This window comes from Vibrio sp. 1562, assembly GCF_033340155.1.
GTDB classification, from domain to species: Bacteria; Pseudomonadota; Gammaproteobacteria; order Enterobacterales; family Vibrionaceae; genus Vibrio; species Vibrio alginolyticus.
Map to the genome: position 1 here is coordinate 64881 of NZ_JAWOVY010000002.1, position 20708 is coordinate 85588.

Genomic DNA, 20708 nt, shown 5'->3' on the forward strand with positions numbered 1-20708 from the left:
ACTTCACGTGGCTTTTTTGATCAAAAATTAGGAAGCTTGGACAACTTTAGTATTGGCGATCAAGTCATGCAACAATCGTCGCTCCGGATGAAAGAACAACAATGCCAAATTTACCAACGGGATCCCCGGAATGAGCATCTCCAGCAAGTAGCTAATAACAAGCCTTAACCCTGCTGTAACTTTCGTTGCCTTACTATCATTTTTCATTACAACTTTAATACCAATCATGCGCATACCAATGGTTTGCCCATGACTCAATGCATTCCAGTTGATCATTAAAACCGTTGGTAAAGAAAGCAAGTAAAACGCCTGAGTTTCACGAACAAGCGTGAGGTTATCTGCTAAAGAGAGCTGAAAGTCGTTAAGAAAAGAGTTAATACTCAATGCGATGATTAACACGACCACCATCGCAAAGAGCAGGTCGATAAAACCAGCAATGATTCTCTGTTGCTTGCTCGCGATAAAAGCATACATGGACTTCAGTCACCTCAATGTAATTGGTTAAGCGAGAATGACTGAGTGTACAGACGCGCAATGGTGAGCGCAGTTTAGGTATTGCCAACATAATATTCAACTAAGAACATACTAAATCGCGGTCGTATCTCAAAAGTAATCATTACATCTTGAGCATAACCGTATCAATTTAACAAAACGCTACCAGTAACGTTCGTAAATGATATTTCCCCCAGTTTGATGGCGATACTTTTCCAAGCCTAGCTCTTGTAAAACGGGCACGGTATCTTTGATCATTTGTGGATTCCCACACATCATGACAAAGCTACGCTGAGCTGAGAATGGCGCATCAGCGGCGTTGGACAGTAAACCCGATTCGATGAGTTCAGGAATTCGGCCTTGTAATTTACCATCAACCACTTCCCTGCTGACTATCGGTATATACTTTAATCTGCCTTCATATCGTTGCTGAAGCTGTTCAATTAGGTATTTATAAACCAGATCTTTTTCGAAACGAACGGCATGAACCAGCACAATGCGCTCATTGTGAGGCGGTAAGTTTATATCATCCAGCAGCGACAAAAACGGTCCAATCCCCGTACCTGTAGATAGCAGCCACAGGTCATGAGCCTGTTTAGGAATAGAATCATGGATTAAATCGCCATGTGCGGTGGTACCGACATAAATGCTATCACCAGATTTAAGCTTTTGGAGCCGTGGAGAAAGTTGTCCTTGAGGGTCGGCTACTATTAGAAACTCCAACCAATCGAATTGCTCGCTTGGCGCATTAACCACAGAGTAAGCGCGGCTGATCGGCTTACCTTCATCATCAAGCAAAGCAAGCTTGGTGAATTGGCCAGCTTTAAAGGAAAGAGGCGCGCCAGATATTCTCAAACTGAACAGCTCACCTGTCCAATCGATGCGTTTCTCAACTCTTGCGAGGTTGAAACCTTTGAGTTCAATCATGAGACACCTCCTATCTGGTTACTCTTAGTTAAACTTACGCCTTCAACTCGATTATGTAAAGTTTCTGGTTTACATAATCAAACCACTATTTCATTTCACATTTTAAAAACAATTTTATTACATATTAAATGATTACATCTAGAATAAATGCTCAAAGTGATAAGTCGCGTCGCAATTTGTGGCAAAGCAGATGAAAAAGGAGCAATAGAAATGGACACACTGTTAAAGGACTTTCCCGTTATCACAGAGATAAAAGTCGCATGGGGTGAAATGGATGCTCTGCAACACGTTAATAACGTGGTCTATTTTCGCTACTTCGAGACCGCACGTTTAGATTACTTCAACAAAATTAACCTGCTGGTCGACCTGCAGACCTCGCAAATTGGGCCAGTACTGAGCGAGACTCAATGCCGCTACAAATTGCCTGTTACTTACCCAGACACGCTATTAGTCGGTTCTCGCGTAATCGACATGCAAGAAGATCGCATCACGATGGAGTACCAAGTGCTGAGTAAGAAGTGGGGTAAAATTGCGACCATCGCGACCGCCACTGGTGTGATGTTTGATTTTAAGAACAACGTTAAAGCTGCGATTCCAGATCACGTTCGCCAGTCGATTTTAGACTTGGAAGGAACCGTGGGTAGTACGCATCATTTGGAGTAGCAATAAACGAGAGATTAAAGGCGAGGTTCCCGACAGCGCTTCTTCATCGCTATCGGGAATGATGCTGAGGTACCATTCCAACTTACGCAATAAGAAAACTCGCGTCATTCTAATGAGCCTAAAGTGAATCATTCGAAACCTCGCTAAACGTAACAGTAGAGCGACTCTTTCAGCCTACGCGATAAGAAAGGCTACGTCATTCTAGCGAGCCATAGCGAGACTAAGAATCTACTTACCGCTTGCAGCAGACCATAAAGCCATGAATAAACTCAATACAATCTGAGAGTAGATTCTTAATCACGCTCGTTCCTCGCTGTTCAGAATGACGGTTCGAGATTGGCTCTGACCCCTACAAAACCATCTAAAAAAGCGATTCCAGATTAACCTATGTGACCATCCGGAATCTCGCTTTAGACGCATCAGCAGAGCGACTCTTCCAGCCTACGCGATAAGAAAAGCTGCGTCATTCTAGCGAGACTAAGAATCTACTTGCCGCTTGCTGCAGACCATAGAACCATGAATAAACTCAATACAATCTGAGGGTAGATTCTGAATCACGCTCGTTCCTCGCTGTTCAGAATGACGGTTCGAGTTTGGCTCTGACCTCTACAAAACCATCTAAAAAAGCGATTCCAGAAGAACCTAAGTGAGTCACTCGGAATCTCGCTTTAGACGTATCAGCAGAGCGACTCTTCCAGCCTACGCGATAAGAAAAGCTGCGTCATTCTAGCGAGACTAAGAATCTACTTGCCGCTTGCTGCAGACCATAGAACCATGAATAAACTCAATACAATCTGAGGGTAAATTCTGAATCACGCTCGTTCCTCTCGGTTCAGAATAACAGTTCGAGTTTGGCTCTGAGCTCTACAAAACCATCTAAAAAAACGATTCCAGACAAACCTAAGTAACCATCCGGAATCTCGCTTTAGACGCATCAGCAGCGCGACTCTTCCAGCCTACGCGATAAGAAAAGCTACGTCATTCTAGCGAGCCAAAGCGAGACTAAGAATCTACTTACCGCTTGCAGCAGACCATAAAGCCATGAATAAACTCAATACAATCTGAGAGTAGATTCTGAATCACGCTCGTTCCTCGCTGTTCAGAATAACAGTTCGAGTTTGGCTCTGAGTTCTACAAAACCATCTAAAAAAGCGATTCCAGACAAGCCTAAGTGACCATCCGGAATCTCGCTTGAGACGCATCAGTAGAGCGACTCTTCCAGCCTACGCGATAAGAAAAGCTACGTCATTCTAGCGAGCCATAGCGAGACTAAGAATCTGCTTGCCGCTTGCTGCAGACCATAGAGCGGTTAGCAGAATGTCTCGATGTACAGCGCTTCCACCTTATCTCTGGCCCATTGCGTTTTACGCAGGAACTTCAGCGACGATTTGATTGAAGGATCTTTCTTGAAACAGTTCACACGAACGCGCTCATACATGCCATTCCAACCAAAGTGTTCAACTAGTCGGGTGACGATTTTCTCTAAACTCAACCCGTGAAGTGGGTTATTCGGCTGCTGTTGGCTCATGCTATTGATCCGGTAAAGTGAAGTTGCGCGCTAATCTAACTCAAACTCGCCGTGCAACCTAATGTTTTAACCTTGAATTGGCCTACGACTCTCCCCTATAGTAGCCCGAACTTCTTAAAAGCCCTTTTCACAATGAAAGCCCTCAACGACCTCAATATTTTTGTCGAAACAGCGCGCCAAGGCAGCTTTTCAAAAGCCGCTAACAGCATGGACATGACACCTGCCGCCATTAGCGCATCGATTAAGCGTCTTGAAGGGCAAATCGGTTTCCCGCTGTTTGTGCGTTCTACCCGAAGCCTGCGTTTAACCTCAGAGGGCGAACTGTTTTTAGACAAAACCACGCAAGCGTTGGCAACATTGCAAGAGGGGTTGGATCAGATCTCAAGTGCGCGTGGCGAGTTATCTGGTCAACTGCACATTACTGCGCCCTCCGATTTTGGTCGCAATATGTTGCTCGATTGGGTGGATGAGTTCATCGATCTCTACCCAAATGTTTCCATAAAACTAGAGCTGTCCGATAGCTTGACGGATATGTACACCAAGCCTGTCGATATTGCGATTCGCTACGGCGAGCCGGCCGACTCCAATCTGGTCGTGTTGGCTTTGTGTGGGTCAAACGAACGGATCTTATGTGCATCGCCAGAGTACGTAGCCACACATCCAGAACTCACCTCTCCTGCCGATTTAACGCAACACAACTGTTTGTGCTATATGGTCGCGGATTCGGTCTACAACAAATGGACGCTCACGCGTGACGGCGAGAAAGAACAAGTCGTGGTCAGCGGTAACTTGATGAGCAACGATAGTGACTTGCCACATCGGTTAGCGATCAAAGGCAAAGGCATTGCGAATAAATCGTTGATGGACATCAGCCGAGACTTAATCGAGGGAAGATTGGTGCGAGTGTTACCAGAGTGGGATTGCGGCCCAGTGCCACTCTACATGGTGTGTGCCGATCGTCGCTTACTAACGCCAACGATTCGGACTTTCCGCGACTTTATCCAACAAAAATGCTGCCAACAACGCGCCAACGTGCTGGCAACCTTCTGTCATTAGGCGATAAATCGAAGAGGACGAATCTGGGTATATTCAACCCAATCGTTCTCTTCCAATGTTTCAAGAAACGTCGCCATGTGCGGGCTTTGCAAATGCTTATCCAAGGCCTCTTGCGATGCCCAAATTTCTTGGAATATAAATAGGCCTTCAACTTTTTCGTCGAGATACAACTCGTATTGGCAACAGCCTTCTTCTTTGCGAGTTGGCTCTAGTAAACCAGCAAGCAAATTCACTACCTGATCCTTACTGTCTGGATAGGCTTTCACTTCTGCAACTAAGTGGATCATCGTTTTATCACTCTTTTGCGATTTATATATTGATTACAGGGTTCTACGTAACCTGCAAGTAAGCTCGAATTAGATCTCGGTGAATACGGTTTCTGCGTCCCAGCGAGACTTTGGCGTTTTCGCGTTGAAGTCATCTTCCGCGTGGTAGCCCAGCGGCACGATCACAACGCTGGTGTAACCTTTTTCACGCAAGCCAAATTCTTCATCCAGCACTTTGGGATCAAACCCTTCAATTGGCACTGCATCGATTTCTAGCGTCGAAGCACCCAGCAGCAACGTACCCACGTTGAGGTAAACTTGTTTCTCCATCCAATGGTTCGCATCTTTCAGATCAAAACGGTGCATGTTCACAAAGTAGCTACGACCACTGCGCACAGCCGCTTTCGCTTCTTCAGTTGGGAATCGACCATCTTTTTCTTCTTGCACCATTAGCGCTTCAATGTAGTCGTTATCAATGCCTGTTTTTGCACAAAACACCAATACGTGAGAAGCGTTGAGAATCTTCGCCGCGTTAAACGCGTAATTCTCTTGCGCCGCTTTAGCGATGCGCTGTTTGCCTTCTTCTGTGCTTGCCAGAATGAAATGCCAAGGTTGAGAATTCACACTCGATGGACTAAAACGAATCAGCTCTTTAACTGCGTCGATTTTTTCTTGAGGTAGCTTGCGCGTTGGGTCAAACACTTTCGTTGAGTAACGAGATTTTGCAGCTTGTACGATATCCATGAGGCTCTCCAATTAATGAGTTTAAGCTGTGTAACAGCATAACCTCATGAGATAAAGGGAAAAACCGATTTCGATTAAAAACATTTTCAAAATAAATTTGAAAATAAAACGATAAGAAAGGCTTTGAGCGTTCTCACTGAACTTCTTCATCTTTTCAGCAATAATGCATGTTTGCTCGCAACCAAACTCAACTCATGCTGCCTCAAGATAACGCTATTACATCCTTTCTGTGCAAAAAGCTCGGTCACAATCACCTTCGAATTGCCGGCGAATATTGGCACATTGAGAAGTTGGTGGCCTTGCAATGCATGATGTTGAAAGAAGCGCCTAACCTCCAAGAAGGGCTGCTTTGGTGGAGTAAAAGTGTCTCATTATTCGACCGCCGCTTGTACGTCACATTGCAACATGATGATGCCCAAATCCATCTGCAAGTCGAATGTAGAACGGCCGATATGCCAAATTGGGCGGAGTCGGTGTTTGGCTTGCTCAAAATGCAGTTGGAAATGCTTGAGCTAAGCGAATCAATACAGGTACAAGTTCACGCCAACAATCCACTCGCGGCCGATATTTTTCTAGAGGAAACGCGAGATTCTAAAACGAGTTCAAGCGTGTTTGAACTGGTGAAACATGTTTATTTGCTGCTTTCTCACCAACCCATTGAGCAACCCGAATTGCTGAGTGTTTTGAACGCCTTGTTCATCAAAAACAGTAATTACGCGCTCAAATTAGAGCAAGCGGCAAGGCAACTGGGCGTCTCCAAACGCACCTTGCAACGTCGACTGCAAGAGAAGCAAATGAGCTACTCTCAATGCGTTGATTTCGCTAAAAGAAAGCAAGCACTCACTTTGCTTGCCGACACCCAACTCACAACGCAGCAAATCGCCTATCAACTTGGTTACGAAGAACCATCGAACTTTCACCGCACTTTTCGTCGTTGGTATCCGTTTTCCCCCATGCAGTATCGCCAACAATGTTTGGATAACCGAACTCAACTAAATCAACAACCGATCCGCTTGTACTACGCCAAAGCCAATACCTTCGACGATAACCACATCGACCAACCTGTCGGCAAAATCTGGATGGAAGTGGACAATATTGCGTTTGAGAAAGTGGTCTCGGTAGAATGCCGTGACCGTGATGGCGCATGGCGGCGCTACCCCGCCTTCTTCGAGCGTTTTTTAAGTCATGGCACCGAACTCTGGGCAACGACCGAACTTCCGGTGGCGCATCCCCTTACCTTTCGCCTGTGTTATGAAGTCGATGGGGAACGTTACATTGAGAATAACCACCAGCGTGATTATGTCGTCTCTCAAGGGCTTTTGATTGGTTCAACAGAGTACATTGTCCCGACTCGGCAGCTTATTAACATTGGGGCGCAATACACGCTCTTTGTCGAACTGGCATGCCGACTTGAAAACGTTGCGAGGATTGACTGTTACGTCGATGATGCCCCCACACCTCACGCAATGCGCTTAACCCAACACTCGCCACATTATGCTTGTTGGGTGCTGAAATTATCGCTCACTCAAACTGTAAAGCAGTGCCGTTTCCGCCTTTATGATGAATCCGGCAACGAGCTCGCGAAAGAGCATTACCCGATACAATATCCTATTGTGCAACCGCTCAATTAAAACTGTCGGTCAGATCAAAATCCTCTCTTCGTGACATCATTTCACGTCTTTTTTGGCGTGAAATGACACTCTCAACTTCAAACCTTTGCTTTATCGTTTCTGCATTGCTGCATAACGGAGGCAAAAACTGTGTTTGAAACTCTACCTAACCCAATGAATAAAATAAAAATACTTCCTTTAGCGATCGCTCTTGCTCTTTCTGGCTGTGGAAGCGACGAAACCACACCAATCGATACAGGCAGCCACGTGGCATCTCCTGATTGGCAAGATCAAATCATTTACTTCCTGATGATCGACCGTTTTAACGACGGCGACAGCGCTCTTAATGATCAAGGGCAAAACGAATTCGATCCGACTTCGGATAAAAAATTTAGCGGCGGCGACCTCGTTGGTGTGAGTGATAAGTTAAGCTACATCGAAGATCTCGGTGCCACATCGATCTGGATTACTCCGCCAGTGGCAAACCAATGGTGGGATGCAGAACAAAACTACGGCGGCTACCACGGGTACTGGGCGCGCGATTTCCAAAAAGTGGATGAGCACTTTGGTGACATGGAAAGCTACCAAGCGTTAGCACGCGAAGTGCATGCGCGTAACATGTTCTTAATTCAGGACATCGTGACCAACCATGTAGGCAACTTCTTCACCTACGATGATCCTTACAGTTATGATCCAAGCCTACCTTGCCAAGGCTTCCGTTTGATTGAAAATGCGCTGCCCGCCGGGCAAGAACTGCCATACCCGCTCAACATGAACGAGTGTAAAACAGACGGCACAGGCAGCTACCACTGGACGCCAACCATCACCGACCACAACGATCTGGTACAAGAAAAAACCTGGCAACTCTCTGATTTGGATGACCTTAATACGTCCGATCCTGAAGTACGCGCTTATCTAAAAGAGAGCTACCGAAAATGGATTCGCGAAGTCGGCGTCGACGGATTCCGTATCGATACAGTGAAGTTTGTTGAACACGATTTCTGGAACGACTTCCTACACGCCGACGATGGTGTGATGACGCAAGCGGTTGATACCGGTCGTGACAACTTCCTCACTTTTGGTGAAGTATTCGAAACATCTACGCCTTACCACACCGAAGGCGAAGAGAAGATGCTGACTTACATCGGTGAAAGTGGCTCGCCGAAACAGCTAACCTCGGTACTGAACTTCCCATTGCAAGCGACCATGACGCGCGTATTTGCATCAGGGCAACCGACCGACTATTTACGTTTCCGTCTTGAGAAAATGATGGAGATGTTCCCAAATCCATACATCATGCCGAACTTCATTGATAATCACGACATGCCGCGTTTTCTGTCGCAAGGTAGCGTGAATGACATGAAACAAGCACTGATCACCATGATGAGCGTACCGGGTATTCCTGTGATTTACCAAGGTACAGAGCAAGCGATGTCAGCGGCGCGTGATGCGATGTTCGCCGGAGGGTATCGTGAAGATGGCAACTACGTAGACTCATTCGACCAAAACAGTGAGATGTACTTGTTTATTCAAGAACTTGCCAAGCTACGCACTGAAAACAAAGTCATGACACGCGGCGAAATGAAAGTGATTGGCAGCGATAAAGCGGGCGCGGGCGTGTTCGCCTTTACTCGAACGTTGGATAACGACGAAGTCTTGGTTGTGATGAATACATCCAACTCGCCGATGTTGATGAACCAACTCGATGTAGAACAAGTTGGCGGCACCGTCTTCCAACAACAAATCATGTCGAACTGGGCAGAAGCTCCAGAGCAGTTAGTCGCAGATGAAAATGGTCACGTAACCCTTGAGTTGCCAGCCAAGTCAGCAGTGATTTACTCAAAAACAAGCAGCAATCAATCTGTAGATACCCCAGACCTCGATATCCGACTAGCTCAAGATTGGGAAGGACAAACCATCACTGGTGATATTGTTATCGCGGGTAGTGCGAACGCCAACGAGAAGTTGAACCTTGTCGTCGATGGTAACTTGGAAACAGCGCAAGCCATTACTGTAGGTGCTGATGGTCAGTTTAGCGTCACGCTGTCGACTCGTCACTTTGCTATTGGCGAACAACAGCACCGCTTCGCGATTTATTCCACCGAGAAAAAAGCAGGCATCGAGGACGTGAATTTTGTCTCGAACCTAAGCTGGTCAAGCTCGCCGGATGACACCATTTATGATGCGGGCGATGCACAAGACGGCATGGGCGGCCCAAACGGCAACTACTCGCTACCAACCGATCCAACATTCGACAAAGACAGCAGCCAACTCGCAATCAACAAAGCAGAAGTGTTTACCGTTGGCAGTAACGTACGTTTGACCTTCACTATGGACAAAATCACCGACACTTGGTTGCCACCAAACGGCTTCGACCACGTGGGTTTCACCATCTTTATTGATTTACCGGAAGAAGCCGCAACCAACTTGTCTGAGCTACCGAAGATCAACGCTTCTATGCCAAGCGGAACCTGGAGTCGCAATGCGGTTGTTTTTGGCTGGCAAAGCTCGATTTACAACACCAAAGGAGCAAATGCGACGACATGGGGAGAAGCCGTAACGCCAGCACCAACAGTGACAGTAGACAAAGCCAACAACACCATTTCAATGGACTTTGCTAGCGATGCACTAGGCCGCCCAGATTCGCTCGATGGAATCCGATTCTATGTCACGACTTGGGACTTAGACGGCCTTTCGGCAACTTACCGTCCGCTAGAGCAAGACAAAGGCCCTTGGAACTTCTCCGGTGGCGCATCGGATGAAAGTAAGATTTGGGACGATTTACCAATCATCACCTTGTCGGAATAAACCGTTAAATAAAACACCGCCCAACGTTTAGCTGGGCGGCCATCAACAAAAGAATGTAGAAAGACACTTCTGCTCGTTTTTATTCTAGTTAAAGAACGATTTCACCCACAGCACCAGACTGTCCCAAAGCTGACCGAACCACGAGCCCTCTTCTACCACTTGGCTGCTGACCAAGGGATAACTCGCCACGGTACTGTCATCGCTTTTCCAAACGACCTTACCAATCTCATCCCCTTGCGCGATCGGCGCAATCAACGGTTCATTTAACACCACACTCTTATCAAGCCCAGCCGTCATTGAACGAGGCAGAGTGAGATAGGCATCTTTAGCAAAGATCGCCTCAACTTGATTGGTATTTCCCTTCCAAACGCGAACTTTAGACTCAACTTGGCCCTGCTTAGCAACTTGCTTGGTGTCATAAAAACGAAAACCATAGCTGAGTAGATTCTTCGATTGGCTGATCCGAGCCTGTTTACTTGGCGTGCCCATCACCACCGAAATAAGGCGCATTCTTCCTTCTTTGGCCGAGCTCACCAAGCTGTATCCGGCATTGCTGGTGTAGCCGGTTTTGCCCCCGTCGACATCAATGGAATTGTCCCACAGCAATTTATTGCGGTTGTACTGTGTAATGTCGTTCCACTTGAAGACTTTCTCACTGTATAGCGCATACACATCAGGAACATCGCTGATGATCGACTGCATGAGTTTTGCCATATCGGTTGGTGAGGTTTGGATGCCATCACTATCAAGACCATGGGAGTTCACAAAATAGGTGTCTTGCAGTCCTAATTTCTCCGCCCAACCATTCATCAAGGCGACAAAGCCGCGTTCACTGCCTGCAACATGCTCAGCCAGTGCAACACACGCATCATTTCCTGATTGGATGATCACGCCGCGCATTAAGTTCGCAACACTAATTTCATCTTTCGGTTTGATGAACATTTTAGAAGAACCGGGAAACTTGGCCGACCACGCGTTTTCGCTCACGGTGACAACATCATCCCATTTCAAACGCCCCGCTTTGATTTCTTGTCCAACTACATAAGCGGTCATCAACTTGGTTAAACTCGCCGGAGCAAGGCCTGCTCGCCCGTTATGCTCGGCAATAATGGCACCGGATTGAAAGTCCATTAATACGTAACCTTTTGCCTGTAACTGAGGTGGGTTGGGCGTAACAACGGCAAAAGTAGGTACGCTTATTAAACAAGTCACAATTGTCCATCGAGCCAGTGACACTTTCATCCGACTTCCTCCATGCTCTTACTTTGTCGCAACTCTATTGAGCATAGCTCACTCAACCAGTTGCACCAGTCGCTAATCGTTTCATTTTCTTGAACTTACATTGATTTGACCAAGGTATAGAACTGAAGAGGCGATTGGGAAATAGCATTGGTTCTTCATGCCATTCGCAGTAAAGTAGCGCTACCCCTCAATAAGGAAATAAAGATAACAATGAACGCTCAATCATTTATCGACGCAGGATTGCATTACACTCCCCACAGCTTTACCGCTCCTCTGGATTACCAAGACGCGAGTAAAGGCACCATTGAAGTCTTCGCCCGTGCGGTTTGCCTAGTCGGCGATGAAGAATCGACCAAACCTTGGTTGGTTTACTTTCAGGGCGGGCCGGGCTTTCCCTCTCCGCGTCAAAACGGCAATAGCGGCTGGGTAAAGCGCGCGCTGCAAGAGTACCGAGTTTTGCTTCTCGACCAGCGCGGTACGGGCAACAGCAGCGTAATTAATCATCAGACGCTTGCTCACCTCACGCCAGAGCAACAAGCAGACTACTTGAGCCACTTCCGAGCGGATAACATCGTGCGCGACGCGGAATACATTCGTGAGCAATTTGGCGTCGAAAAATGGGCGATCTTAGGTCAAAGCTTTGGTGGTTTTTGTTCCCTCACCTATTTGTCTTTGTTCCCAGACAGCTTGCTGCAAAGCTACATCACGGGTGGCGTGCCATCAGTCTCGCGTCATGCCGACGATGTGTATGAAGCCACCTTCAAACGCACCATGGAGAAAAACCAAGCATTCTTCCAACAATTTCCCAATGCACAGCAACTTTGCCAAAACATTGCGAATCACTTGCTAGAAAATGAAGAGTACCTACCAAATGGTCAACGCTTCACGGTGGAACAATTTCAACAAATCGGCATCAACTTTGGTGTGAGTGATACTTTCTTACCAACTTACTATTGGCTAGAAAGCGCGTTGATTGAAGTGAACGGCAAACCACAACTTCGTTATGAGTTCTTAAACGATATGTTGGCGCAGCAAAACTTCCAAACCAACCCGATCTACGCCATTTTGCATGAATCGATTTACTGTCAAAGCTTCGCGTCGAATTGGAGTGCGCACCGCGTTCGCCAAACCCGATCAGAGTTTAATTATGAATCTGGCAAGCCATTTTACTTTACGGGGGAAATGGTCTTCCCATGGATGTTCGACCAATACGTTAACCTCAAGCCACTAAAAGACACCGCAGAAATATTGGCAGCGAAAGAAGATTGGGCTGCGCTGTACGATCAAACACAATTGGCTCAAAACAAAGTGCCTGTCAGTTGCGCCGTTTACGCCGATGATATGTTTGTTGAAATGGATATCAGTCGAGAGACGCTCGCGTTAATACCAAATTCAAAAGCGTGGATCACCAATGAGTACGAGCACAACGGTTTACGTGCCGACGGTGAACGCATTCTCGACAGGCTCATTGCCATGGGTAAACAGACCGCAGCTACGTTGAAATAAGCAGGACAGACGTTAGAAATACGCCTTTTTAGTATTTGATGAAAAGGCGTTTATAGCGGTTTATGAACAATGGCGATCAGTCATTCACTCTTTGTCCCTAAACCTTTATCCCTCACCACCTCATGTATAAAACTGCGACATGTCCTTTCCTTGTCAATTACTCCGGTGATTACTTGGTGCTTCTTGCGCCTAACTTTTTTGAAGGGCCCAAAACAGCATAAATTTAAACCAAAAGTATCGGCTCCAACCTACCTAACCCACTATAATTAATGCTTATAATTTGAACACATAGCGGCTTCACCTGCGGACATGCTCCCCCTATCAAAGACCGCCAGGCCCCGCCTACTCATAATATCCGTATAATTTGTCCGTATTTCCGACTGGTTTAGTCAGGTATACTTCGTGCCGCTAAAATTTTAAGGTCGTTGACCACCTGTATTTTTAAAGGAAACCTCATGAGTCAGTATGTAGTTTGTGCGCTGTACAAGTTTGTTGAGCTGAATAACTATCAAGAGCTACGCGAGCCATTATTTGCGTTGATGGAAAAACACCATATTCGCGGAACATTACTACTGGCAAGTGAAGGTATCAACGGTACTGTTGCATCTGATCGTGCAGGTATTGATACGCTACTGGAGTGGCTAAACAACGAACCTCGTTTGACTGGCACCGTATACAAAGAGTCGTATTCTGAGACCCAGCCATTCAATCGCACCAAAGTGAAACTGAAAAAAGAGATCGTAACATTAGGTGTTGAAGGTATAGACCCTCGCCACGTAGTGGGTACTTACGTGAAACCTCAAGAGTGGAACGATCTTATTGCTGATCCTGAAGTGTTTGTTGTCGATACACGTAATGATTACGAAATCGAGATCGGGACATTCAAAGGCGCTGTAAACCCAAATACTGAAACCTTTCGTGAATTCCCAGACTATGTAAAAGAAAACATGGACCCGGCAAAACACAAGAAAGTTGCGATGTTCTGTACCGGTGGTATCCGCTGCGAAAAATCAACGGCTTACATGAAAGAACAGGGCTTTGATGAGGTCTACCACCTAGAAGGCGGCATTCTTAAATATCTTGAAGAAGTTCCTCAAGAAGAGAGCATGTGGGAAGGCGATTGTTACGTATTTGACGGTCGTGTTGCAGTGAACCACCAGCTAGAAAAAGCAGATTACGATTTATGTAACGCTTGTCGTCTACCGATCACTGAAGAAGACAAACAGTCAGAATTGTTCGAGCAAGGCGTGAGCTGTCCAAAATGTCACGGCACACACTCAGAAGAACAAATTGCTCGATTCCGCGAGCGTGAAAAACAAGTTGTTCTTGCAGAGCAGCGAGGCGAGCAGCATGTTGGTGGTGAAAGTGCCAAGCAAAGAGAAGCCCGACGTGCCGCTAAGTACGCGCAAAAAGAAGCGCAGCGTAAACAAGACTAAGCCCAACTCTCCTTATATTTAGCGAGCTGCCGTAAGGTGGCTCGCTTTTACTACGCACCAATACTCTTTCAATACAATTTTGTATCCCTCACCAATACCTCTAGTTGATTGTCTCTTTTGCCTTCGGGTAGCCCCACCATTTCATCATAAGCACTTTGATGCACTAGAACCTGCTTATTTGCTTTGATATTCCTGCACTTCTTTTGCATCTCGATCAGGGAATGAGCCCTCAAAAAGATACCGTTGTCATCAGTGATAAATTGCGCTTCTCCATCAATCACGACAGATGCCTGGTACAATGCGAGATCAAGCGAATGAATGACCAATTTGTCTACATAGAAGTATTTTTGTAACTTACTCAATGGTATTGCCATGTGTCACCTCCCTGAAAGTTACCTCTACGTTTTGTAGAATAAAACCGATCATTGGATGAGATTTCTTCGGTTTACTTGCGTACAACATCGGAAACAAAGAGGATTCCGATGCAAACAATCAATGTCGTGTGGTTAAAGCGAGATTTAAGGCTGACTGACCATCAACCACTAACTCAAGCATTATCAACAAAGCACCCAACTGTGCTTTTGTATATTGTTGAACCATTGCTATTGAACAACCCACACTATTCTGAGCGCCACTGGCGATTTGTTTGGCAATCACTGCAAGACATGGATGAAACGCTCAAAGCGTATGGACATCGAATCACGGTGCTGTTTGACGATGCCTTAGCATGTTTCCAATCAATTCAAGCGCAATATCAAATCAACGCTGTTTTTTCTCACCAAGAAATAGGACTCAACTGCACCTTTGAACGAGACCGACAAGTTGCCGCTTGGCTGTATGAGCAGAACATCGACTGGTTTGAATTCGAACACGGTGCTGTAATCAGAGGTGCAATAAACCGGCAAGGTTGGGACAAACATTGGGACTCTGTCATGAGAGCCTCAATAAGCCCTATTGAGCTCCAAACCGACTTATTGCATTCATTGGATGCAGAAGCTCTCGGCTGTTCGTTTTCGCCACCATCATCCTGGCTATCAAAATGCAAAGGAATGCAAACGGGAGGAAGCCGGCTCGCTTGGAAAACACTAGAGGACTTTTTCCATCGTCGAGGTCGTGATTACTATCGAAGTATTTCTAGTCCCACAGCCTCACGCACAGCCTGTACTCGACTTTCTCCATACCTCGCTTGGGGTAACATATCCTTGCGTGAAGTTTATCAATACCTTTTGAAACACTGGCAAGTCGCTGGATTTCGTCGCAGCTTAATTGCATTGTCTTCACGGCTTCATTGGCACTGTCACTTCATCCAAAAATTCGAATCGGAATACGACATGGAGTTTTACTGCGTTAATCGGGCTTACGAACCATTGATTAGACAAAGTAGTACTTTCGATGAAGAAAAGTTAGCAGCATGGAAATCCGGGCATACTGGCGTACCTTTGATTGATGCCTGCATGCGCTGTTTGCACCACACTGGTTACATTAACTTTCGCATGCGTGCCATGCTGGTTAGCTTTCTTACTCACCACATGAACATGGATTGGCGAGTAGGTGTAACGCATTTAGCGCAACTGTTTCTCGACTTTGAGCCTGGAATTCATTACCCACAATTCCAAATGCAAGCAGGAGTAACCGGGACTAACACAATCCGTATTTATAATCCGATCAAGCAAGCCCAAGAACATGATCCTAACGGTACGTTCATCTACAAGTGGGTACCTGAGTTACAAATGGTTCCTCCCCCCTCTTTTATTCGAGCCCTGGACAATGACCCAGATGGAAGCTGTCATGTATCAATTGCAGCCAGATAGCCGTTACCTTGCACCTTTTATCGCACCAGACAAAGCAGCTAAGGCAGCAAGAGAGCGCTTATGGACGTGGCGGAAACGAGCTGATGTGAAACAAGAAGGCAGACGAATTCTTGCGCGACATGTTAGACCCTCAAAAGAAAGTAGGACGCGATGATCATCTTTCAATCACGATGCGTACAAATGCAAACACACTCCAGGGAACCCGTTGTACCCTCAACTAGTAAGGAACACATTATGTTCAAACGTATCTTAGTTATCGCGGCGACACTGATGGCGACATTATCTTTTATGCTTCCCGTCAAGGCTCATGAGCATGGCATGATGAAAGCCGATATTGTCGACGTTGCCGCTGAAAATGGCTCTTTCAATACGCTTGTTGCTGCGGTGAAAGCAGCGGGCCTGGTTGACACTCTCAAAGGGGAAGGCCCATTTACTGTTTTTGCACCAACGGATGACGCTTTTGCAAAACTGCCAGACGGCACAGTCGACATGCTCTTAATGCCGGAAAACAAAGACAAGTTAGTATCTGTTTTGACTTATCACGTCGTCCCAGGGAAAGTGATGGCTGCCGATTTTGTTAAGCTAGACAAAGCGACTACGGTTCAGGGGCAAGATGTGATGATTAAAACCATGGGCGATAAAGTCATGGTTAACGATGCAAATGTCATCGCAACCGATGTGAAAGCTAAAAACGGTGTCATTCACGTGATTGATACTGTCATTATGCCGAAATAACACCATCCAGAGGGCGGTACACTCCGCCCTTTAGACAGAACTTCTTCCACCATTAGCACGATTCCTCTCCATTTATCCCCAACAAACCTCCATTCATTCTCCATGATTATTAATAAGATAAAAACAAAATTAAAATCAATATCTTGCAATACGATACTGCATAATATTGACGAGGTTAAGATATCGTTATCTTTCAATTTGAGAACAGGATTCCATGTCAGTGACGTTTACTTTTCCACATGTAAATTCTTAAGCTAAATTTTGGCTGCTCAATCACATTTCGGCAAACCATTCGAAAGGGTGGGACGCAAAGCTTCCGGTCTGTCAGCATTTAAAAATCTAAAAGAATGCTCATGATAGCGGGGTTACCATGACTCAGTGTTACAGAAGTCCAATTTCTGTAGCGTTGCTTTATGCTCAGCATGCGCCGGGGTGTGACATTAGTTTGTCAGCCATAACAGAGGACATGTGATGAAATCATTTCCAACCAAATCCGTACTCGCGTTAGCACTTGCAAGCATTAGCTCAGGTGCTGCGGCTCACGGTTATGTATCAGAAACCAATGGTGGTGTCGCTGCAAGTCGCTCGGCACTATGTAAGTATCCATCGCCAGATACTAACGAAAAAAATAATAACTGCGGTGCGATTCAATATGAACCGCAAAGCGTTGAAGGCCCTGATGGCTTTCCCGAAACAGGGCCTCGCGATGGTAAAATAGCGAGTGCCGAAACCGCTTTAGCAGCTGCCCTTGATGAGCAAACTGCCGACCGTTGGGTAAAACGCCCTATTCAAGCAGGTACACAAACTTTTGAATGGACATTTACCGCTAACCACGTGACGCGCGACTGGAAATATTACATCACCAAGCCTGATTGGAACCCAAACGCTTCACTATCACGAGACTCTTTTGATCTAACTCCTTTCTGTGTCGTCGACGGCAATATGGTTCAACCCCCGAAACAGGTAAGCCATCAATGTAATGTGCCTACTCGCGAGGGATACCATGTCATCCTGGCAGTATGGGATGTTGGCGACACTGCAGCCTCATTTTATAACGTGATCGATGTGAAATTTGATGGTGGCAGTCCCGTTATTCCAGATTGGAAGCAAGGCGGTCAAATTATTCCTACAATGGATTTAAATATTGGGGATTCGGTTTATACACGCGTATTTGATCAAGCAGGTGAAAACGTGGCGTATAGAACTGAACTAGAAATTACCGATGCAGCAATGGGCCAAGCGAAAAACTGGTCTTACGCACTCGCGACTAAGCTAAACCAAGAACAAGCAAAACTGCAAGCCGGGCAGTATGCAGAGGATAAATTCACTCCTGTTTATGGTACTAATCCGGTGTATCTGCAAGCAAATAGCGGCCTTGAGCGAGTAGAGCTCGGCTATAACATTGAAACTCCTGTTCCAGAATGCTCACTCACAGTAGATGGCTTAGCAGACGAGTATATCATTGAGTCAACACCGACAACGTTGGATCTGACACTAACTTCTGAAGGCGATTTAAATGCAGAACTCACCGTTTACAATCACCATCGCGAACCACTTGCAAGTTGGGCAAACGAAATGAAAGACGGCTCGGTAGAGGCGATATCGCTCGCTTTAAGTAAATCGGAGCCGGGTCACCATATGCTCGTGACACGTATTAAGGATAAAGATGGCAACTTGGTGGATCAGCAAACACTCGACTTTCACTTAAAAGAAGAGTCAGTTACTCCGCCACCATCTGGTGAGTACGATTTTGTCTTCCCTGAAGGACTATCTAGCTACACGGCGGGCACAAAAGTGCTTGCCAGCGACGGGGGCATTTATCAATGTAAACCTTTCCCATACTCTGGTTACTGTATGCAGTGGAAAGAAAGCGCAAACCATTACGAGCCTGGAATAGGTTCACACTGGCAGATGGCTTGGGATAAAGTCAACTAAATCACCCTTTTGAACGTTAAGTAAAAAGAGCCTCACTATGAGGCTCTTTTATAATCAAACGCAAAAATGACAATTTTCCCGGTCTAAACCATAAACACCAGATAAACTAGTGAGATGCGCTCGCCCCTCAATCAGCCCCATTTCATACCCTTCTAGTAAAACGGATTGTCGCATTGATAAGCGCTGAACATGAAAATTATCTGGTGGGGCAATTACCCTAACATGTGTTCCTGGTGGAGGGTTACGAATAAACTCCAATGATTGATTATAGTTATCTGCACGTCTTAACATCGCATCCGCCATTTTGGGGTGCTCCGCAAAAAGTTTCTTCATCAGCCATGTGGTCTTAACTGGCTTTTTGGCATAATTCAGTGGGTGAGAGAGTACTACGGTTATGTCGCGAGCCCCTCGACGATAAGCCTCACGCACTGGGATAGAATCAGCGACCCCACCATCGGTATAACAACCGCCAGAAAAACAAGGGGTATGCTTGTAGGCAATCGGTAATGCTGTTGTCGCTTCAATCGCATGGTGAAAATTATCACGTGTCACGCGGTAATAATCTGCCTGCCCTGTATCTACATTTGTTGTCGCTGCGAGAAAAGGAACGCCATTAAACAGTTTATTTTCATCGACGGGATACAAGCGATTAGATTCTTCAAACAGCCACTTCACATCGATGAGGTCCCCACCTTTAACGAAGCGAGTCGGGTCAAAAAAGCGTTTGCTTGTGGCCAGCTTAGTAATGACGTTAATACTGCGATGCGGGTAGTCGGTCAAATACCCAATCAAATTTGATGCACCAGCAGATACACCGATTGCAAAATCAAACGGTTTATAACTCTGCTCTAAAAACGCATCTAACACTCCGCTTGCGAAGACGCCTCGCATCGCGCCACCTTCTACTACAATTGCTTTTGTTGCCATATTTCCCCCATTCTCCTTGCCAAAAGAGTAATGAAATTCGTGCAATCACAACAATTGAATATTCTTATTATTGAAATAGGTGAAGTCTATTTATTTCTCTCTTAGAAAATGAAAACTAAAGTTCAAAAAATCCGTACCCGTTAGAAATGTAATTGCGGGTTGAACCAAGGTGGCAATGCCTAAGAGAAATCTAGGAGAAAATCGTTTTATAGGCTTCGCCCGCGCCATCAATGAACATTTGAGTACCAATAACCGCTAGAATTAAGCCCATCATTTTCGTCACAACATTTAGAGCACTTGGCCCAACCGCTTTGACCAATTTGTCTCCAAATAAAAACAGTACATAGGTGATCACACACAGGACAGCGAAAGAAACGATAGTAATAATGGTTTGATCGAAACCACCCGCTGTCGCAAAGTTCATCGCGGTAGCAATCGTTCCAGGCCCAGCTAATATTGGCATCGCCAGTGGAGACACTGCAATACTCAATGCCGCCCGTTGCTGAGCTGGTGAATACGCCTTCTCTTTGGTTTTCTGATGCGTCGAATCACCTTGAAGCATGTTAAAACCTATCAAAAACACCAAAATGCCGCCTGTTATTCGCAATGCATAAAGCGTGATACCAAACAAATCAAAAATTAACTTACCGGCAATAGAAAATATCGCGATGATAATAAATGCAATAAAAACCGAGCGGAGCGCAATAGAACGGATGGTTTCTTTATCTTCATCAGCAGTTAAACTCAAAAAGATGGGAATATTGGCGATAGGGTTCATGATGGCAAAGAAGCCCATAAACACCGTAACTGTATGAACAATGAGTTCTTTCATATTTTCCACTGCATTTAAATTATTGATTCTAAAAACAGTATATACGCTCTCAAACAGAACGAGTGGTGTATTCTCGATTCGTCTTCACACTTATGCGCCAAGCATTGTTTTTCTTTTGAGATAGTTTACCGACTCATCAAATGTCGCTAAGGTGAGTCTTCAGCCTTTACACGTAACAGGGGATGTTAAG

Annotated in this window: 17 protein-coding genes, 1 pseudogene and 1 riboswitch; of the genes and pseudogenes, 9 read left to right on the forward strand and 9 right to left on the reverse strand. The window is 45.7% G+C overall.

Translation table 11 applies throughout. The features are described 5' to 3' along the window. Positions 1-27: 27 nt before the first annotated feature. On the reverse strand, positions 28-474 hold the full coding sequence (locus R7Z49_RS02120; RefSeq protein WP_005374936.1) for an RDD family protein: 447 nt from the start codon (positions 472-474) through the stop codon (positions 28-30). A gap of 180 nt (positions 475-654) precedes the next feature. Further along, positions 655-1419 (reverse strand): ferredoxin--NADP reductase, encoded by a 765-nt coding sequence (locus tag R7Z49_RS02125; RefSeq protein WP_017820554.1) that lies wholly within the window; start codon positions 1417-1419, stop codon positions 655-657. A gap of 210 nt (positions 1420-1629) precedes the next feature. On the opposite strand from R7Z49_RS02125, the gene R7Z49_RS02130 reads away from it, so the two are divergent. Then, entirely contained in the window at positions 1630-2082 is a 453-nt protein-coding gene (locus tag R7Z49_RS02130; RefSeq protein WP_005374933.1) for an acyl-CoA thioesterase, read from the forward strand. Positions 2083-3391: 1309 nt separating this feature from the next. On the opposite strand, the gene R7Z49_RS02135 is transcribed toward R7Z49_RS02130, so the two are convergent. Further along, the gene (locus R7Z49_RS02135; protein ID WP_005374929.1) at positions 3392-3610 is read right to left on the reverse strand and encodes a VF530 family DNA-binding protein; all 219 of its coding nucleotides are present in this window, start codon (positions 3608-3610) and stop codon (positions 3392-3394) included. Between the two features lie 132 nt (positions 3611-3742). On the opposite strand from R7Z49_RS02135, the gene R7Z49_RS02140 reads away from it, so the two are divergent. Beyond that, on the forward strand, positions 3743-4666 hold the full coding sequence (locus R7Z49_RS02140; RefSeq protein WP_005484216.1) for a LysR family transcriptional regulator: 924 nt from the start codon (positions 3743-3745) through the stop codon (positions 4664-4666). On the opposite strand, the gene R7Z49_RS02145 is transcribed toward R7Z49_RS02140, so the two are convergent. Next, the gene (locus tag R7Z49_RS02145) at positions 4663-4953 is read right to left on the reverse strand and encodes a putative quinol monooxygenase (protein WP_025503322.1); all 291 of its coding nucleotides are present in this window, start codon (positions 4951-4953) and stop codon (positions 4663-4665) included. The two genes, R7Z49_RS02140 and R7Z49_RS02145, sit on opposite strands and share 4 nt — an antisense overlap. 69 nt (positions 4954-5022) lie before the next feature. Further along, positions 5023-5676, reverse strand: coding sequence for an oxygen-insensitive NAD(P)H nitroreductase (nfsB, locus tag R7Z49_RS02150; RefSeq protein WP_203489576.1), 654 nt, complete (start codon positions 5674-5676; stop codon positions 5023-5025). A 167-nt stretch (positions 5677-5843) separates the two neighbouring features. Here nfsB and R7Z49_RS02155 point away from each other — a divergent pair, with 167 nt between their 5' ends. Together R7Z49_RS02155 and R7Z49_RS02160 are read left to right on the forward strand one after the other, a co-directional pair. Then, a complete protein-coding gene (locus R7Z49_RS02155) occupies positions 5844-7307 on the forward strand; it encodes a helix-turn-helix domain-containing protein (RefSeq protein ID WP_180794058.1) in 1464 nt (487 codons plus the stop codon). A 129-nt stretch (positions 7308-7436) separates the two neighbouring features. Continuing rightward, positions 7437-10094 (forward strand): alpha-amylase family glycosyl hydrolase, encoded by a 2658-nt coding sequence (locus tag R7Z49_RS02160; RefSeq protein ID WP_318111275.1) that lies wholly within the window; start codon positions 7437-7439, stop codon positions 10092-10094. A gap of 84 nt (positions 10095-10178) precedes the next feature. Here the strand turns inward: R7Z49_RS02160 and R7Z49_RS02165 are convergent, their stop codons facing one another. Beyond that, on the reverse strand, positions 10179-11336 hold the full coding sequence (locus R7Z49_RS02165; RefSeq protein ID WP_005499918.1) for a D-alanyl-D-alanine carboxypeptidase family protein: 1158 nt from the start codon (positions 11334-11336) through the stop codon (positions 10179-10181). A 210-nt stretch (positions 11337-11546) separates the two neighbouring features. Here R7Z49_RS02165 and R7Z49_RS02170 point away from each other — a divergent pair, with 210 nt between their 5' ends. Both R7Z49_RS02170 and R7Z49_RS02175 read left to right on the forward strand, forming a co-directional pair. After that, a complete protein-coding gene (locus R7Z49_RS02170; protein WP_318111276.1) occupies positions 11547-12842 on the forward strand; it encodes an alpha/beta fold hydrolase in 1296 nt (431 codons plus the stop codon). 455 nt (positions 12843-13297) lie between these two features. Continuing rightward, positions 13298-14278 (forward strand): rhodanese-related sulfurtransferase, encoded by a 981-nt coding sequence (locus R7Z49_RS02175; protein WP_047102398.1) that lies wholly within the window; start codon positions 13298-13300, stop codon positions 14276-14278. A 68-nt stretch (positions 14279-14346) separates the two neighbouring features. On the opposite strand, the gene R7Z49_RS02180 is transcribed toward R7Z49_RS02175, so the two are convergent. Then, a complete protein-coding gene (locus R7Z49_RS02180; RefSeq protein ID WP_005374898.1) occupies positions 14347-14652 on the reverse strand; it encodes a DUF6482 family protein in 306 nt (101 codons plus the stop codon). Positions 14653-14760: 108 nt separating this feature from the next. Here R7Z49_RS02180 and R7Z49_RS02185 point away from each other — a divergent pair. From R7Z49_RS02185 to gbpA, 3 genes and pseudogenes are all read left to right on the forward strand, one after another. Beyond that, positions 14761-16243: pseudogene (locus R7Z49_RS02185) on the forward strand (deoxyribodipyrimidine photo-lyase/cryptochrome family protein). Positions 16244-16323: 80 nt separating this feature from the next. Next, a complete protein-coding gene (locus R7Z49_RS02190) occupies positions 16324-16824 on the forward strand; it encodes a fasciclin domain-containing protein (protein ID WP_054579379.1) in 501 nt (166 codons plus the stop codon). A 272-nt stretch (positions 16825-17096) separates the two neighbouring features. After that, positions 17097-17197, forward strand: a riboswitch (cyclic di-GMP riboswitch). A gap of 98 nt (positions 17198-17295) precedes the next feature. After that, positions 17296-18759 carry an N-acetylglucosamine-binding protein GbpA gene (gene gbpA / locus R7Z49_RS02195; RefSeq protein ID WP_318111278.1) on the forward strand — a complete coding sequence of 488 codons (1464 nt, stop codon included), beginning with the start codon at positions 17296-17298 and terminating at the stop codon, positions 18757-18759. Between the two features lie 54 nt (positions 18760-18813). Here gbpA and R7Z49_RS02200 read toward each other — a convergent pair whose 3' ends face one another. Continuing rightward, complete coding sequence (locus R7Z49_RS02200; RefSeq protein WP_053303897.1) at positions 18814-19686, reverse strand: patatin family protein; 873 nt, start codon at positions 19684-19686, stop codon at positions 18814-18816. Between the two features lie 190 nt (positions 19687-19876). After that, positions 19877-20518 (reverse strand): MarC family protein, encoded by a 642-nt coding sequence (locus R7Z49_RS02205; protein WP_104976408.1) that lies wholly within the window; start codon positions 20516-20518, stop codon positions 19877-19879. Positions 20519-20708 lie beyond the last annotated feature (190 nt).

Bases quoted from the DNA above. Each gene is read 5' to 3' on its own strand.
- R7Z49_RS02120 (WP_005374936.1), bottom strand. From the start codon at position 474: ATGTATGCTTTTATCGCGAGCAAGCAACAGAGAATCATTGCTGGTTTT.
- R7Z49_RS02125 (WP_017820554.1), bottom strand. From the start codon at position 1,419: ATGATTGAACTCAAAGGTTTCAACCTCGCAAGAGTTGAGAAACGCATC.
- R7Z49_RS02130 (WP_005374933.1), top strand. From the start codon at position 1,630: ATGGACACACTGTTAAAGGACTTTCCCGTTATCACAGAGATAAAAGTC.
- R7Z49_RS02135 (WP_005374929.1), bottom strand. From the start codon at position 3,610: ATGAGCCAACAGCAGCCGAATAACCCACTTCACGGGTTGAGTTTAGAG.
- R7Z49_RS02140 (WP_005484216.1), top strand. From the start codon at position 3,743: ATGAAAGCCCTCAACGACCTCAATATTTTTGTCGAAACAGCGCGCCAA.
- R7Z49_RS02145 (WP_025503322.1), bottom strand. From the start codon at position 4,953: ATGATCCACTTAGTTGCAGAAGTGAAAGCCTATCCAGACAGTAAGGAT.
- nfsB (WP_203489576.1), bottom strand. From the start codon at position 5,676: ATGGATATCGTACAAGCTGCAAAATCTCGTTACTCAACGAAAGTGTTT.
- R7Z49_RS02155 (WP_180794058.1), top strand. From the start codon at position 5,844: ATGTTTGCTCGCAACCAAACTCAACTCATGCTGCCTCAAGATAACGCT.
- R7Z49_RS02165 (WP_005499918.1), bottom strand. From the start codon at position 11,336: ATGAAAGTGTCACTGGCTCGATGGACAATTGTGACTTGTTTAATAAGC.
- R7Z49_RS02170 (WP_318111276.1), top strand. From the start codon at position 11,547: ATGAACGCTCAATCATTTATCGACGCAGGATTGCATTACACTCCCCAC.
- R7Z49_RS02175 (WP_047102398.1), top strand. From the start codon at position 13,298: ATGAGTCAGTATGTAGTTTGTGCGCTGTACAAGTTTGTTGAGCTGAAT.
- R7Z49_RS02180 (WP_005374898.1), bottom strand. From the start codon at position 14,652: ATGGCAATACCATTGAGTAAGTTACAAAAATACTTCTATGTAGACAAA.
- R7Z49_RS02190 (WP_054579379.1), top strand. From the start codon at position 16,324: ATGTTCAAACGTATCTTAGTTATCGCGGCGACACTGATGGCGACATTA.
- gbpA (WP_318111278.1), top strand. From the start codon at position 17,296: ATGAAATCATTTCCAACCAAATCCGTACTCGCGTTAGCACTTGCAAGC.
- R7Z49_RS02200 (WP_053303897.1), bottom strand. From the start codon at position 19,686: ATGGCAACAAAAGCAATTGTAGTAGAAGGTGGCGCGATGCGAGGCGTC.
- R7Z49_RS02205 (WP_104976408.1), bottom strand. From the start codon at position 20,518: ATGAAAGAACTCATTGTTCATACAGTTACGGTGTTTATGGGCTTCTTT.